Origin of the sequence: Priestia sp. AB, assembly GCF_028369225.1 — a bacterium.
Taxonomy (GTDB): domain Bacteria; phylum Bacillota; class Bacilli; order Bacillales; family Bacillaceae_H; genus Priestia; species Priestia megaterium.
In genome coordinates this window covers 34,386-49,490 of sequence record NZ_JAQMYN010000001.1, presented here as the reverse complement: position 1 = coordinate 49,490, position 15,105 = coordinate 34,386, and the positions used below count along the sequence as shown (strand labels likewise).

General features: G+C 39.3%; 16 protein-coding genes and 1 riboswitch. Of the genes, 7 read left to right on the top strand and 9 right to left on the bottom strand.

Annotated features, from left to right (window positions below; all coding sequences use genetic code 11):
• Positions 1–21 precede the first annotated feature (21 nt).
• The 4 genes from POF52_RS00260 to POF52_RS00245 all read right to left on the bottom strand — a co-directional run bounded on the left by POF52_RS00260 (position 22) and on the right by POF52_RS00245 (position 3,278).
• Positions 22–1,344 carry a GntP family permease gene (locus POF52_RS00260; RefSeq protein ID WP_013085253.1) on the bottom strand — a complete coding sequence of 441 codons (1,323 nt, stop codon included), beginning with the start codon at positions 1,342–1,344 and terminating at the stop codon, positions 22–24.
• A 156-nt stretch (positions 1,345–1,500) separates the two neighbouring features.
• Complete coding sequence (locus tag POF52_RS00255) at positions 1,501–2,688, bottom strand: MDR family MFS transporter (protein ID WP_029319939.1); 1,188 nt, start codon at positions 2,686–2,688, stop codon at positions 1,501–1,503.
• Between the two features lie 158 nt (positions 2,689–2,846).
• Positions 2,847–3,002, bottom strand: a complete 156-nt coding sequence (locus tag POF52_RS00250; RefSeq protein ID WP_013059527.1) for a hypothetical protein — start codon at positions 3,000–3,002, stop codon at positions 2,847–2,849.
• A 12-nt stretch (positions 3,003–3,014) separates the two neighbouring features.
• Entirely contained in the window at positions 3,015–3,278 is a 264-nt protein-coding gene (locus POF52_RS00245) for a YtzC family protein (RefSeq protein WP_013059528.1), read from the bottom strand.
• A 169-nt stretch (positions 3,279–3,447) separates the two neighbouring features.
• On the opposite strand from POF52_RS00245, the gene POF52_RS00240 reads away from it, so the two are divergent.
• Together POF52_RS00240 and POF52_RS00235 are read left to right on the top strand one after the other, a co-directional pair.
• Complete coding sequence (locus POF52_RS00240; protein WP_013085255.1) at positions 3,448–4,410, top strand: TIGR01212 family radical SAM protein; 963 nt, start codon at positions 3,448–3,450, stop codon at positions 4,408–4,410.
• Positions 4,407–4,976: a class I SAM-dependent methyltransferase gene (locus POF52_RS00235; protein ID WP_271989023.1), complete on the top strand. Its 570-nt coding sequence runs from the start codon at positions 4,407–4,409 to the stop codon at positions 4,974–4,976. Before POF52_RS00240 ends, POF52_RS00235 begins: the two co-directional genes overlap by 4 nt.
• Before the next feature lie 12 nt (positions 4,977–4,988).
• Here POF52_RS00235 and POF52_RS00230 read toward each other — a convergent pair whose 3' ends face one another.
• Together POF52_RS00230 and POF52_RS00225 are read right to left on the bottom strand one after the other, a co-directional pair.
• A complete protein-coding gene (locus POF52_RS00230) occupies positions 4,989–6,047 on the bottom strand; it encodes a tetraprenyl-beta-curcumene synthase family protein (protein ID WP_271989021.1) in 1,059 nt (352 codons plus the stop codon).
• Between the two features lie 31 nt (positions 6,048–6,078).
• Positions 6,079–6,855 carry an alpha/beta fold hydrolase gene (locus tag POF52_RS00225; RefSeq protein ID WP_013059532.1) on the bottom strand — a complete coding sequence of 259 codons (777 nt, stop codon included), beginning with the start codon at positions 6,853–6,855 and terminating at the stop codon, positions 6,079–6,081.
• 107 nt (positions 6,856–6,962) lie between these two features.
• Here POF52_RS00225 and POF52_RS00220 point away from each other — a divergent pair, with 107 nt between their 5' ends.
• From POF52_RS00220 to POF52_RS00210, 3 genes are all read left to right on the top strand, one after another.
• Positions 6,963–7,490, top strand: coding sequence for a gamma carbonic anhydrase (locus tag POF52_RS00220; RefSeq protein ID WP_014457969.1), 528 nt, complete (start codon positions 6,963–6,965; stop codon positions 7,488–7,490).
• A 191-nt stretch (positions 7,491–7,681) separates the two neighbouring features.
• Positions 7,682–8,206, top strand: coding sequence for a phosphatase PAP2 family protein (locus POF52_RS00215; protein ID WP_016765763.1), 525 nt, complete (start codon positions 7,682–7,684; stop codon positions 8,204–8,206).
• An 18-nt stretch (positions 8,207–8,224) separates the two neighbouring features.
• The gene (locus POF52_RS00210) at positions 8,225–9,370 is read left to right on the top strand and encodes a glycosyltransferase family 4 protein (RefSeq protein ID WP_271989015.1); all 1,146 of its coding nucleotides are present in this window, start codon (positions 8,225–8,227) and stop codon (positions 9,368–9,370) included.
• Between the two features lie 32 nt (positions 9,371–9,402).
• Here POF52_RS00210 and metK read toward each other — a convergent pair whose 3' ends face one another.
• Positions 9,403–10,605 (bottom strand): methionine adenosyltransferase, encoded by a 1,203-nt coding sequence (gene metK / locus POF52_RS00205; RefSeq protein WP_013059536.1) that lies wholly within the window; start codon positions 10,603–10,605, stop codon positions 9,403–9,405.
• A 132-nt stretch (positions 10,606–10,737) separates the two neighbouring features.
• A riboswitch (SAM riboswitch) is annotated at positions 10,738–10,855 on the bottom strand.
• A 374-nt stretch (positions 10,856–11,229) separates the two neighbouring features.
• Between metK and pckA the strand changes: the two genes are divergently transcribed.
• The gene (gene pckA / locus POF52_RS00200) at positions 11,230–12,819 is read left to right on the top strand and encodes a phosphoenolpyruvate carboxykinase (ATP) (protein WP_074893784.1); all 1,590 of its coding nucleotides are present in this window, start codon (positions 11,230–11,232) and stop codon (positions 12,817–12,819) included.
• Positions 12,820–12,853: 34 nt separating this feature from the next.
• Here the strand turns inward: pckA and POF52_RS00195 are convergent, their stop codons facing one another.
• Both POF52_RS00195 and POF52_RS00190 read right to left on the bottom strand, forming a co-directional pair.
• Positions 12,854–13,096 carry a DUF2584 domain-containing protein gene (locus POF52_RS00195; RefSeq protein ID WP_013085261.1) on the bottom strand — a complete coding sequence of 81 codons (243 nt, stop codon included), beginning with the start codon at positions 13,094–13,096 and terminating at the stop codon, positions 12,854–12,856.
• Between the two features lie 54 nt (positions 13,097–13,150).
• Positions 13,151–13,933 carry an alpha/beta hydrolase family protein gene (locus tag POF52_RS00190; RefSeq protein WP_013085262.1) on the bottom strand — a complete coding sequence of 261 codons (783 nt, stop codon included), beginning with the start codon at positions 13,931–13,933 and terminating at the stop codon, positions 13,151–13,153.
• Between the two features lie 172 nt (positions 13,934–14,105).
• Between POF52_RS00190 and POF52_RS00185 the strand changes: the two genes are divergently transcribed.
• Complete coding sequence (locus POF52_RS00185) at positions 14,106–15,104, top strand: ABC transporter substrate-binding protein (RefSeq protein ID WP_013085263.1); 999 nt, start codon at positions 14,106–14,108, stop codon at positions 15,102–15,104.
• Position 15,105 lies beyond the last annotated feature (1 nt).

Sequence of the window (15,105 nt, the reverse complement as noted above, 5' to 3'; positions counted from 1 at the left end):
TATTTTCTTTAGCTGCTATTATTAAATGCCAAATCCAAAAGAAAACAGGATGATCGCAAGTACAAGACCAACAAGCGGCACAATCACCGTCATTGCTGCAACTGATCCATACGCATCTTTATGAGTTTCTCCGCAAATAGAATTAATTGTTGTTACGACATAACCATTATGAGGCAAGGAATCTAATACTCCAGAGGAAATAGCTACTACGCGATGGAGAGCTTCTGGATTTACACCAGCATCTAGATAGTGAGGTGCTAAAATTGGCAAAGCAATCGCCTGACCTCCTGAAGCCGAACCTGTCATCCCCGCGATAACACTCACGGCAATAGCTCCTCCAATCAACGGACTTCCTGGAATATGCGTCATGGCATCTACAGCCACTCCAAACGCGGGAACAGCCTTAGCAACTCCTCCAAAACCTACGACAGCGGCTGTATTCCCAATAGCAATTAACGCACCCAGCGTTCCTTCTGAAGCTGCATTCCAAAATCCTTTAAAATGCTTTCGGTTCACAATATAAGTGACAATGATCCCGCTTAAAAGTGCGACAATCAGCGCAGATTGCTGAAGTGGCTTATGAAGTGCAAAAGAAATAATGAGCACGACCACAAGCGGAAGCAAACTTAATAAAGGATTAGGAAGAGACTGATTTTCCGTTACTACTGGATCTTTCTTGCGTGATATAAAACGCTCTCCATTTTTAACTGCTTTTGAAATCAAGCGCTTTAACCACCAGTAGCCGAATACGGCCATCACTACTGCTACAACTAAACTAACTTCCCATCCTGCATACGGACTAGTCTTTAAATATTCAATTGGAATCCAGTTTTGGATTTCAGGCGATCCAGCCGAGGTCATCGTAAACGTAACGGAACCGAATGCTAAAGCAGCAGGGATAAACCGCCTCGGCAAATCGGCCTGTTTGAATAAGCTTAAAGCCATTGGATAGACAGAGAATGCTACTACAAACAGACTGACTCCTCCGTATGTTAAGACCGCACAGGCAAGTACAATCGCCAACACTGCTCTTTTCATTCCTAGTTTACTGACAATCCAGCGAGAAACACTATCAGCAGCCCCGCTGTCTTCCATCACTTTTCCAAAGACGGCGCCCAATAGAAACATTAAATACCAAGAAGCAATAAATCCTGTGAAACCAGACATGTAATTTCCAACAAAATTCGCTTCTCCTTCTTTCACCAGCTGTGGAAATAAAGGCATTCCGCTTGTTAACGCAACAACTAAAGCACTGAGCGGACCTGCTATAAATAAATTCATGCCTCTCATCGTTAATACAATGAGCAGCAATAATCCTCCAATTAATCCAATCATACTAAGCATGTTTAGCCCCCCATGAAGTCATATAATTAGAAAACGCTTACATATTTACAGGTATATACTCCTTTCTTTGCTTGTCACAACCCTTACTATATTATTAAAGGAATACTGAAGACATTCCTACGTTTATTAAACAGTCAAAAATAAAACCATCTCTATTTATTTAGAGATGGTTAATGAACGCTGACGTTTTTCTTTTAATTTATAATCGTATATCCATGTTGTACACATGCTGAATAGCAATAGTCCAATTAATAAATAGCACAGTGTAGACATATTAAACGCATCGAAAATAACGCCTCCAAAGAGAGGACCAATCATTTTACCTGCAGTAGCCATGCTGTTAACTACACCTTGATAAAATCCTTCTTTTCCAGATGGAGCCAACTGACTTGCAACAGCCGGAATGGCTGGCCAAACGAACATTTCTCCAATTGTTAACACAACCATTGCTGTTAAGAACTGCGGAAATGTTGTAGCATTCACCACGATAACAAAAGAAGCCACAAAAATAACCGTTCCAATTAGGACCTGTACTTTTAATGTTTTTGCTACTTTTTGAATGATGGGTACAATCAAAGGCTGACCGACTACAATTAAAATCCCGTTAATTGTCCAAAGCAAACTGTAGCTAGAAAGAGGTATATTCAGCTCACGCGTATGCGTAGCAATCGTTGTTTGCCACTGAACATACGCCACCCAGCATAAGACATACCCCGTACATAAAATAAGAAGAGCAGTCAGCTTCGTTTTATGCCCAATGCTCCCTGCTTCATTAAGGACATTCGTTTGTCCAACGGTAACCGAAATATGACGATATGAAAAAATAGCAATAAGCAGAAAAATAACGTATAAAATTGTATTAGCTAAGAAAATATACGTAAATGAATAAGACGCTACAATGCCCCCTACCGCGGCGCCAATAGCTACTCCTGCATTTTGAGCAACGTACATCGCATTAAATGCTTTTCTTCCGCCTTGTGGCCAAACGGACCCTGCCATTGCATACATAGATGGAAACACAATACCAGATCCAAACCCTACAACAACCAAGAGAACAACGTATGTAGGCCAACCATGGAAAAACACGAGTCCCACTAATGCAATAAGAGTAATAATAATTCCTGATAAAATGGATTTATATCCTCCGATTTTGTCAAAAAGCGTTCCTCCAAGCAAATTTCCTACTACGCTTGCCGCAGAATTCAGCATAAGAACCACTCCTGCGACAGATAACGACTTTCCTAAATGTTCATTTATATAAATTGTATTGAGAGGCCATAAAAACGAAGCTCCCGTTACGTTTACAAGCATACCAATAATCAAAAACCAAAGTGATTTGGGCATTGATCTCCCCCCTATCTATTCGAATGCCAACGTACATTCTAGTCTTTTCTTAAAGGGTTCGCAATGCTTTTACATATAGACAATTTATTTGAAATTCGCTGACTATTTAAAAAGGTGATTCCACATGACAATATCATGCAAAATCACCTTTTTATCGCTTATTTTTGCTTCGAACGAACCGGCTGTGCACGCTTGCTGTTTCGTGCTTTTAATTCTTTTACCGGATCAAAATCTTTTCCTAGCTCAATGTCATTGCTGTTGATCCCGTTTTTTGTTTTTTGTTCCGGATTATTTTGATTTGAACGCGTTGCCATAAAATCCTCTCCTTAATGCTGAGTTGTGATCAATTTATTTTGCAGCTGCTGAACTTGCAGGCGCATGCGATATAGCTGCTCTCTTTGCTGTGCATTTGCACTGTGAGAAAACTCTTCAATTTCTTTATAAGCATTTTCTAATTTTTCCTGTGCTTTTGTATATTCAGTGTCGTTATAATGTTCTTGCTTCATGCCTTCCTGCAACTGACCTTGTCCAAAGCGAATAGCATCTTCACACTGTTGCATAAGTTGATCCACTGCTTGACGAGTTGTCATTCTCTATTCCTCCTATTCGTTCATTTCTGTCTTATTTTGCGCAACTTTACTTCCCTTTACGACAAGAAGAACCTGTTAAATATAAGCATCCTTAAATTTGTTTGGCACTTTTTCACGTTTTTGATACAATTTGTTGATGTATATTGCATGTAAAAAGGAGGTTGCTGATTTGAGTCAGACAAACCCATTTCCGTATAAATCTGAAAACAAACGTTATCACACCTGGAATTACCACTTACGTAACCACTTTGGCCATAAGGTATTTAAAGTAGCCTTAGATGGAGGATTTGATTGTCCAAACAGAGACGGCACGGTAGCTCACGGCGGCTGTACGTTTTGCAGTGCTGCCGGCTCAGGGGATTTTGCCGGAAACAGAGCGGATGACCTCGTGACACAATTTAATGAAATCAGTGAAAAAATGCATCATAAATGGAAAGACGGAAAATACGTTGCTTATTTTCAAGCATTTACTAATACTCATGCTCCTGTCGAGGAGCTTCGTGAAAAATATGAAGCCGTCTTAAAGCTTCCCGGAGTTGTTGGGCTTTCTATCGCCACGCGCCCTGACTGTCTCCCCGACGATGTGGTGGAATACTTGGCTGAATTAAATGAACGAACTTATCTATGGGTAGAACTTGGACTGCAAACTGTTCATGAACGAACTTCACTGCTTATTAACCGGGCACACGATCATCAATGCTATGTAGATGGGGTAGCAAAGCTTCGAAAACACGGTATTCGCGTATGTTCTCACATCATTAATGGCTTGCCTTTAGAAACACCTGATATGATGATGGAAACCGTACGTGAAGTAGCAAAATTAGACGTTCAAGGAATTAAGATTCATCTGCTTCATTTACTAAAAGGAACTCCTATGGTCAAACAGTATGAAAAGGGCCTTGTTGAATTTCTTTCATTTGAAGAATACGTAAAGCTTGTATGCGATCAGCTCGAAGTAATCCCTCCTGAGATGATTGTTCATCGTATTACAGGCGATGGACCGATAGACCTCATGGTTGGACCGATGTGGAGCGTAAATAAGTGGAGCGTATTAAATGCCATTGATCAAGAGCTCCAACGTCGTCAAAGCTATCAAGGAAAATATTACGAAAAAGAGTTGATGGAAAGATGAAAATAGAACGTATCCTGCCTTTTGCCCGCACATTGCTCACTAATGCTGTGGCCCAAGGAGATGTCGCGATTGATGCCACAGCAGGAAATGGACATGATACATTGTTCTTAGCTAACTTAGTCGGAGATACAGGTCATGTATATGGATTTGATATTCAACCTCAAGCCATTCAAGCAACTCAACAGCGATTGACAGAACACCATGTAGAAAACAGAGTAACACTTATCCAAGAAAGCCACAGCAATATAAACATGCTTCCTCGTTCTATTAAAGGACGAGTCACAGGCGCTGTCTTTAATTTAGGTTATTTACCAGGTGGAGATAAAGACATTGTCACCACTTCTGAAACAACAATCTCTGCAATTGAGCAGTTACTTGATTTGCTAGCACCTGAAGGAGTGATTGTGCTCGTTATTTATCATGGACACGAACAAGGGAAACAAGAAAGAGACGATTTACTAATGTATGTCCAAAATCTTGATCAAAAAGACGTTCACGTTTTACAATATCGTTTCATGAATCAGCAAAACAACCCTCCCTTCATCATTGCTATTGAAAAAAGATAAGCCGCATATGGCTTATCTTTTTAACATTCGGTACAAGCGTCCGTTGATATAGAAAAAGTAGCTGAGGGCTCCCCCCGCTTTTATTAACCTACGTGCATTCACATGAACATGTTTTTGTGCCCGCACTTTTTGATCCGACAAATAAACGCCCAAGAGTCCTTTATAGATAAAGCAGTGAAAGTGATAATCCGGCAGTTTTTTAGCATATTCGTCTGCTTTTACGACAAAATGCAAAAAGCGATCCATCATTTGCTGATAATGAGGATAATAAAAACAAAAGTTCAAATCTCCTCCTGCTTTATCTTCTTCTTGGTCAATTAAATAATCGAGTAAAATATGTAAGCCTTGAATATAAGGAAAATATCCTGCTTTTATTTTCTGCGTCATTTCTTCCGTCATCTCTTCTTGAAAGCTATAAGCAACTAAACAAAAAATTCCTAACGTTGAACCAGAGCACGCTGAAAATTCATACCACTCCATTTCAGGAACACTGTGCCGGTGAGCATCGAACCACTTCTCTAATCGTGGAACTCTTTCCTTGATTTCAACATGCTTATGTATTTGCAAATCACAATAATAATTAGCTAGTTCTAATAAATGTGAAGAGACTATATGGTAATTACAAGCTTTTCGCAAGGACTGCTGACAAGTCTGGACAAGTCCGGCTAAGTATCCTCCGTCGTCTTTATCCTCTCGAAAACGATAGTAATCCCCAAGAGGTGCATGAGGAGTCAACGCATCTGGCATCGATTCATGTAAGGCGGCAAAATCTTTAGGGTCTAGCGAATTGCTGCGGTCACATAAGTTATCTAAGTAATCGCTGATTGTTTGGTAGGCAACAATAAATTTCACGCATTCAATCATGTTTTCTTTCGCTAAAATCGATAGGATACCGCCTCCTTCACAATGAAAAGTTTTTGTATCGATACTTGCCAATGCTTGAGTACGCAATTCTTTATTAGGAATCTCTTTTGCTCGTTCGCGCCAATGATTAAGCTCATGATGAACGACAGGAAACACTTCTCGATAAATTTTTCTCATTAATGAAATAGGATGAGACGGAATCTTCATTTATTTTCACCTCAATTTCTTACCGCACTTATTAAATGTGAAGATCGACAAAACTTTTCGCATATGTAAAAACGTATTCTCTTTCAGGCTCATTAAAGATTTCGTGATACAGCTGAGACCATTCTTTGTAGATTTTTTCACTTAGCTCTATTTCATCAAACCACTGCCTAACAATCAGCTTTTCAATAATTTTATCTTCTCCTGCCTGCATCACAAGAAGCGGGACATCAGGCAAACGATCGATATCTTTAAAAGCTAAGTTGACAGCTTGGATCAATTCCCGGTACCATCTTACAGAAACTTTTGTAACATACAGTGAGTCATTTTCATCTTCATCTCGAACTTCTTGGTTTCTTGTTGCTTTTTCAACAGTGAGACCTAAATCGAAAAGTTTGTTCGGCATGACTTTATTTAACCCTTTAGATAGCATATCTAAATAAGCCGGTACTTGCTCTTTTAATCCTAGACAAGGAGAGGAAAGAATCGCACCCCATATAGGAAGGTTTTTTGTCTGGAGCGTACGAATAACCGCCAGTCCTCCCATACTGTGGCCTAACAGGAAAATAGGCAAATCATATTTTTGCGCTTCACGTACCCATTCTTCCACTTCATACACATATTCATCAAAGGATAGGATATGTCCTCTTCTTCTTGTTGTTAAGCCTTGGCCAGGAAGGTCTCCCATAATTACGTGCATTCCAACCGAACGCCACATCTCAATCAGCCAGCGATAGCGTCCGTGATGCTCCGCTGCTCCATGGACCATGACAATAACGCCTTTTGGATTTACTGCTTCCCATTTATGCATTTGAGTTACTCCTTCTTCCTTTTTTTGTTTACCTGCTTAAAAAACCTTTGTACACTTACATTAGAAGATTTACTACTTTTTTTCAACTAATAAAGGGAGATGATTTGATGATTTATCCGTATAAAGAAAAAATGCCTACCATTGCACCCAGCTGCTTCATCGCAGACTATGTCACGATTACTGGAGATGTCACCATTGGTGAAGAAAGCAGCATTTGGTTTAACACTGTTATTAGAGGAGATGTTTCACCTACGATTATTGGTAAACGAGTAAATATACAAGATCAATCAACACTCCATCAAAGCCCAAATGCTCCTTTGCTTATTGAGGATGATGTAACAGTAGGACATCAAGTTATTTTACATAGCTCCATCATCCGCAAACGCGCGCTCATTGGCATGGGTTCTATTATTTTAGACGGTGCGGAAATTGGTGAAGGTGCTTTTATCGGTGCTGGAAGCTTAGTGCCTCCCGGTAAAAAAATACCCCCTAATACTCTCGCACTCGGCCGACCTGCTAAAGTGATCCGCACTCTGACAGAAGAGGATTTAAAAGATATGCAGCGCATTCGTACAGAATATGTAGAAAAAGGGCAGTATTATAAATCTATTAAGAAATCTGATTCTTCATTATAAAGGAAACGTTCCCTCAGAAAGTCATACTGAGGGAATTTTTTTATTATCTCCACAAACTCTCCAATCATGCTCTATTCTCTCCACAATTGTAAAGAAATTTCCATATTAATTTACATCGTTTTAGTACTGCCTACACAATTAAAGATTAAACTGAATAATAAAGACGTATTTATTGAAAAGGGAGCGACTCTATGAAAGCCAAGTTAATTCAGTATGTATATGATGCCGAATGCCGATTATTCAAAAGCGTAAACCAACATTTTGATCGAAAGCACTTAAATAGATTTTTACGTTTACTAACTCACGCTGGCGGAGCCACGTTTACCATTGTGATAGCGTGCTTGCTGCTATTTCTGCATCCTTCATCCGTCGCTTACGCTTGTGCGTTTTCTCTAGCCGTTAGTCATATTCCTGTCGCCATTGCTAAAAAACTATATCCGAGAAAACGACCTTATATTCAATTAAAATATACAAAAGTATTAGAAAATCCATTAAAAGATCATTCATTTCCATCTGGGCATACAACAGCTATTTTTTCGTTGGTTACCCCTCTTATGATTGTTTATCCAGCCTTCACTACCGTTCTTTTGCCTCTTGCAGTAACGGTAGGAATTTCAAGAATTTATCTCGGTCTGCACTATCCGACGGATGTCATGGTAGGCCTGATACTGGGCATCTTTTCAGGTGCTGTGTCACTGAACATATTTTTAACTTAATTGATAGGAGGAGTACTAATGAGAATTGCTTTATTTACGGATACATTTGCTCCAGAAGTTAACGGAGCTGCTAAAACACTTTATCAGTTTACCCAGTATGTCAAATCAAAGCAAATTCCCATCCAGGTATTTGCTCCTGAATTTGCTCATGATCAGTCATTTTCAACGTATGTTCACCGTTCGCCCAGCATGCCGTTTTTCCTTTATCCAAACAGCCGCTTTTCATTGCCAAACGTTCTAAAAATTAAAAAACAGCTGCAGGAATTCAATCCTTCTATTATTCATTTGGCCACTCCTTTTACAATGGGGCTTTGCGGCTCCTATTATGGGAAAAGATTAGGTGTTCCTCTTGTCGGCTCTTATCATATCAATTTTGATGATTATTTATCTCACTATGAACTTGAAAAAATGCGTGTACCACTGCAAAAATATATGAAATGGTTTTATAAACCTGTACAAAAAATATTCGCTCCCTCTGAAGTGACCAAACAGCAGATAGAAGAACAAGGGTTTCACAACGTATCTATTTGGTCGCGAGGAGTAAATCATAAATTATTTCATCCCCACTATGACCGCTTTGATATTCGTATTAAATATAATATTAAAAAGCCCTACATTTTAACATATGTAGGAAGATTAGCTAAAGAAAAGAACGCTGATTTTTTAATAAAAATTGCACGATCTCTACCTGATCATATCCGCCATCAAATTCACTGGGTTATTGTGGGAGACGGCCCTTTAAAAGAACAAATGCAACAGCAAGCATCTGAGCATATGACATTTACAGGCTTCCTTGAAGGTAAGCAACTTGCTCATATCTATTCATCATCTGATTTGTTTGTTTTTCCTTCAGAAACAGAAACCTTCGGAAATGTTGTACTGGAGTCTCTTGCTTCTGGAACTCCTGTAGTGGCAGCAAATGCAGGAGGAGTTAAACAGATGGTTCAGCACGGGCGAAACGGCTACCTTTGCAAACCTCACTCCTTAGAAGAATTCAGTTCGGCTATTACAGGTTTACTCGATGATTTGCACCAGCGGCTTCACTTTGGCCATGCAGCGAGACACTATGCTCTTACTCAATCATGGGACGCCATTTTTCAGCATTTGCTTTCAGAATATGAAGGCGTCGTAGAAAAATCTGCTGCAGGTATTCAATGGGCATAAAAAAAATCTCCGTTTTCACGGAGATTTTTTTATTATTTAGCTAAAGCTTGAGTTTTTAATGCTTCCGCTTTGTCTGTGAACTCCCAAGGAAGCTCCACATCCGTACGACCAAAGTGGCCGTAAGCTGCTGTTTGCTTATAAATTGGGCGACGTAAATCAAGCATTTTAATGATGCCTGCTGGACGTAGGTCAAAGTTTTTGCGTACTACGTCTACTAGTACTTCTTCAGAAACTTTTCCTGTACCGAATGTATCAATTGAAATAGATACTGGTTGTGCAACACCAATCGCATATGCTAGTTGTACTTCACATTTATCAGCAAGATCAGCTGCTACAATGTTTTTCGCAACATAACGAGCTGCATAAGCTGCTGAACGGTCTACTTTTGTTGCGTCCTTACCAGAGAATGCACCGCCGCCATGACGAGCATATCCGCCGTAAGTATCAACGATAATTTTACGACCAGTTAAACCAGCATCTCCTTGAGGACCTCCGATTACGAAACGTCCTGTTGGGTTAATGAAATACTTTGTATTTTCATCAATTAACTCGTTTGGAACAACTGGATTAATAACATATTCTTTTAAGTTACGTTGAATTTGCTCTAACGTTACTTCTGGATGATGCTGAGTTGAAATAACAATTGTATCGATGCGAACAGGTTTGTTGTTTTCATCATATTCAACTGTTACTTGTGTTTTACCATCCGGGCGAAGGTAAGGAAGAATTTCTTCTTTACGTACTTCTGTTAGACGGCGAGCAAGTTTATGAGCTAATGAAATTGGAAGAGGCATTAATTCTTTTGTTTCGTTACATGCATAACCAAACATTAAGCCTTGGTCCCCAGCTCCGATTGCTTCGATTTCTTCATCTGACATTTGACCTTCACGTGCTTCTAACGCTTGGTCTACACCAGCAGCGATATCAGCTGACTGCTCGTCGATAGATGTTAATACTGCACAAGTTTCAGCATCAAATCCGTATTTTGCACGAGTATAGCCAATTCCTTTAATTGTTTCACGAACTGTTTTAGGAATATCCACGTAAGTAGAAGTTGTAATTTCACCACTTACTAAAACTAAACCAGTTGTTACGCTTGTTTCACAAGCAACACGAGCATTTGGATCCTTTGCTAGGATAGCATCAAGAATTGAGTCAGAAATTTGGTCACAAATTTTATCGGGATGTCCCTCTGTAACAGATTCTGACGTGAACAGACGACGTTGTGTTGACATCAGTTTTCCTCCTTATAAATACGATACATTGTGATACGGTACTCATTCCCTTATTTTCATTACACGTTAAAAAATATAAAAAAACCTTTCCTTGTATCGAGGAAAGGTATCAAATTCTACATAAGCCTTTCACTCTTATCGATCAAGGTTGTGCCCTTGCATCAGGTTAGCACCTTATCGTCTACACAAAAAAATGACGATGGTTGCTGGGTTTCATAGGGCCTGTCCCTCCACCAGCTCGGGATAAGAGAGTATCCGTTCAAGGACATATAATACATGAAAAAGCGCTTCACTGTCAACAACATTCAAATGGAAATCATCTCTTTATGTTTGAATCTGTTTTAATGTAACATACTCAAATTCCGAAATAGTACACCTTATTAAGAATCATCACTAAGTTTAGTTAATAAGACAGATCAAAATGAGGCTTTCACTTAAAATAGCTTCACTTTTTTCGCTCCTAGCACATATACAGGTGTCCAAAATAGGTATAACGTACATTTTTTTATAATACACAAACATTTTTAGTTAAATAGTATAGAATAATTAAATAAATGTGTTATACTAATTATAAATTTCAAACATTAATGAATAAATAATAGCTAAAAAAGGAAGGTAGTGCACATGAGTACTGTTGATATGTCTATCGAATTAAATGGTTTGCTTCAATTAAAAACAACAAAACACCAATTATCTGTTCCACAACTTGTTGAAAAAATTCTAGCTCGACGCGAAGGAACGTTGACTTCTACAGGTGCTGTGTCAGTCGAAACCGGAAAATATACAGGTCGCTCTCCTTTAGATAAATTTATTGTAAGCGATGCTGTGTCTTCAAAAACGGTTGAATGGGGACCTGTCAATCAGCCAATTTCTGCTCAGCGATTCGATGCGCTATACAAAAAAGTTTTAAACCACTTAAAGAAGCAGGATGAACTTTTTGTTTTTAATGGATATGCTGGAGCTGATAAAAAGTATCAGTTACCAATTCAAGTAGTTAATGAATTTGCATGGCACAACCTATTCGCTCAGCAGTTATTCATTCGCCCTTCAGCCGAACAAAAAACAAATGATGATGTGAAGCCGTTTACAATTGTAGCAGCTCCAACGTTCAAAGCTGATCCTGAAACAGACGGGACGAATTCTGAAACCTTCATTATTCTTTCGTTAGAGCGACGCATTGTGCTAATTGGAGGAACTGAATACGCTGGTGAAATGAAAAAATCTATTTTCTCAGTGATGAACTTCTTGCTTCCTCAAAACAATATTCTATCCATGCACTGTTCTGCCAACGTAGGAGAAGAAGGTGACGTTGCATTATTCTTTGGTTTATCTGGAACGGGTAAAACAACGCTTTCTGCTGATGCAAACCGTCGTTTAATCGGAGATGACGAGCACGGTTGGTCAAGCTCTGGTGTATTTAATATTGAAGGAGGATGCTACGCGAAGTGCATTCAGCTTTCCGAAGAAAAAGAACCGCAAATTTTCAATGCAATTCGCTTCGGCGCCGTACTGGAAAATGTAGTGTTAAATCAAAATACGAAAGTAGCAGATTACAATGATAATAGTTTAACAGAGAATACTCGTGCTGCTTATTCAATTGACTCTATTGATAATACGGTATTGCCAAGCGTTGCTGGGCACCCTACAGCTATTGTCTTTTTAACTGCTGATGCTTTCGGCGTCTTGCCTCCAATCAGCAAGCTTACAAAAGAACAAGCGATGTACCATTTTCTGAGCGGATACACTAGTAAGTTAGCTGGAACAGAGCGTGGCGTAACATCGCCACAGGCTACTTTCTCTACATGCTTTGGTGAGCCTTTCTTACCTCTTGCTCCAACAACTTATGCAGAAATGCTAGGAAAGAAAATCGATGAACATAATGTAAATGTCTACCTTGTAAATACTGGATGGACCGGTGGTGAATACGGCGTCGGCGAACGAATGAAGTTAAGTTACACTCGAGCTATGGTTCAAGCAGCCCTTGAAGGAGAACTAGCTAATACCGAAACAGTAACAGACGCTATTTTTGGTTTATCGATTCCAACTCATGTTCCGGGAGTTCCTGATGAAGTGCTTCAGCCTTCTAAAGCATGGAACGATGCAACAGCTTATAATCAAAAAGCAACTGAGCTTGCTGCTAAATTCAAAGCTAATTTCAAGCGTTTTAATGATGTGGCATCTGATATTTCAACATTAGGCGGACCTAGGGTCTAATAAAAAACCGATCGTCTTAGAGACGATCGGTTTTTTAGTTAGTCGAATGTAATTTTGTCAGTTCATATGTGACAATGGTTTTTTCCTGTTCCATTTCTACCTTACGCACAACAGCAGTTCCAATACATTCTCCAGTTTTCGTTTTGTGAATGTTTAATGGAATATCTAACGGATACAAGCGATATCCTTTTTTCTCAATTTGAAAAATGTTATCCGTTACACGTTTTTCGTTGCCTTTTGTCACAATCATTGTATTTAATTCTAGCGGCATCCCCATTTTTTCTCACTCCTCACTGTTATTCTACTTGTTTTCTCTATCGTAGCATATCTTTTATTGCGCTTTCATCCACTTCGTTAACTTCTTCACCGTTTCTCGGTTTTCTTTTGGTGGAAAAGCATGTGGAAAGTTTTCGAAGTACCAGCTGGTAACTTTTTTATTGGACTTCTTTAATTTAGATTCGAGCTGATAGGAATGATCAATCGATACGTTTTTATCTTCTAAACCATGAATAAGCAAGACCGGCGGCTCGACGAGATGAGCACGATGCAAAGGTGTCCTCCATTCATATCTTTCAGGATATTTAGAAGGAGTTCCTCCAATCACTCGCTTCATCATTCTTCTTAAATCTTCTCTTTCTTCATATGTCAGCACCATATCCGTGACACCTCCCCATAACACAAGAGAGCGGCTGTCGTTTTTTTCAATGGCTGTGAGTAAAGCCATCACTCCCCCTCTTGAAAACCCAAAAATATGAATGCGGTCACGGTGGACGTTAGGGAGCTGTTTCAATAAATCGTAAGCAGCAAAAGCATCGTAACGATCATCTCCTGCAAAATCTTCGTTTCCTTCGCCTCCTTGATTTCCCCTATAGAACGGAGCCATCACAATAAAACCTTGAGAAGCAAATTGAATGAGCCGAGCAGGACGAACCGTTCCTACGTTCTTAATACCTCCTCTTAAGTATAAAAAGCCGTCATACATTCCTTTTTCTTTTGGCTCTGCGAGCATTCCTTTAATCTTAAGCCCTTGACATGCATATGTAATCACCCACAGCGCCACGCGAGGGTTTGATGATGGGAAACGCTGTTTATGAAGAATTGTTCCATCTTTCATTTTTTTCCTCCATTCTTTATATGACTGGTATATTTTTTCCCGCCACGGTGGACTTTCAATCGTTGGCTAATACTTCTTTGATTTTCCACATAGTTATGTAGGCACTCACCTTCTTCTACTTTCTTACATACATTATCATAAAATATTTTATTCTTTTAAGGAGGTTTGCTTTATGAAACCAATCAAATGGCTCTTTTCTTTGCTTGCTATTATGATTTTACTCATCCCAATAATTAGCTGCGGCAAAACAACATCTGTACAGACGGTTCGTGTCGGCGAAGTAACTCGCTCTATCTTTTATGCTCCCCAGTACGTTGCTATTTCAAAAGGCTTTTTTGAAGAAGAAGGACTAAAGGTAGATTTAAAAACAACGTGGGGCGGAGATAAGACAATGACGTCACTTTTATCTGACGGCATCGACGTCGCCTTAGTCGGCTCGGAAACTTCAATCTACGTATATGCACAGGGGTCTAGTGATCCCGTCATCAACTTTGCACAACTAACCCAAACCGACGGAACATTTCTAGTATCGCGTAAAAAGGTCGATCAATTCTCATGGGATCAGCTTAAAGGCAAAACGTTTCTTGGTCAACGTAAAGGCGGCATGCCGCAAATGGTAGGGGAATATGTGTTGAAACAGCATAATATTGATCCTAAAAAAGATGTAAAACTCGTTCAAAACATTGATTTTGCTAACGTTGCGAATGCTTTTGCTTCTGGTACTGGAGATTATGTTCAATTATTTGAGCCAACGGCTAGTATTTTAGAGCAACAAGGAAAAGGACATATCGTTGCTTCCTTCGGAAAAGAATCAGGAACAGTTCCTTATACAACATTTATGGCCAAAGAAAGCTATTTAAAAGATAACCCTGAAGCAGCGGCTAAATTTACTCGAGCTATTTACAAAGCACAAAAATGGGTGAATACACATAGCACAGATGAAATTGCCGAAGTGGTTGCACCGTATTTCGAAGATACTCCTAAAGAAACGCTGAAAACTGTTATTGACCGCTATAAATCTCAAAAATCCTTTGCAACTAACCCTTTATTAGATCAAAAAGAGTGGGATCATTTACAAAAAATCATGGACGAATCTGGAGAACTTCCAAGACACATCGATCACAACAAGCTAGTCAACACAAAATTCGCAAAAGATGCAATGAGTGAGTAAG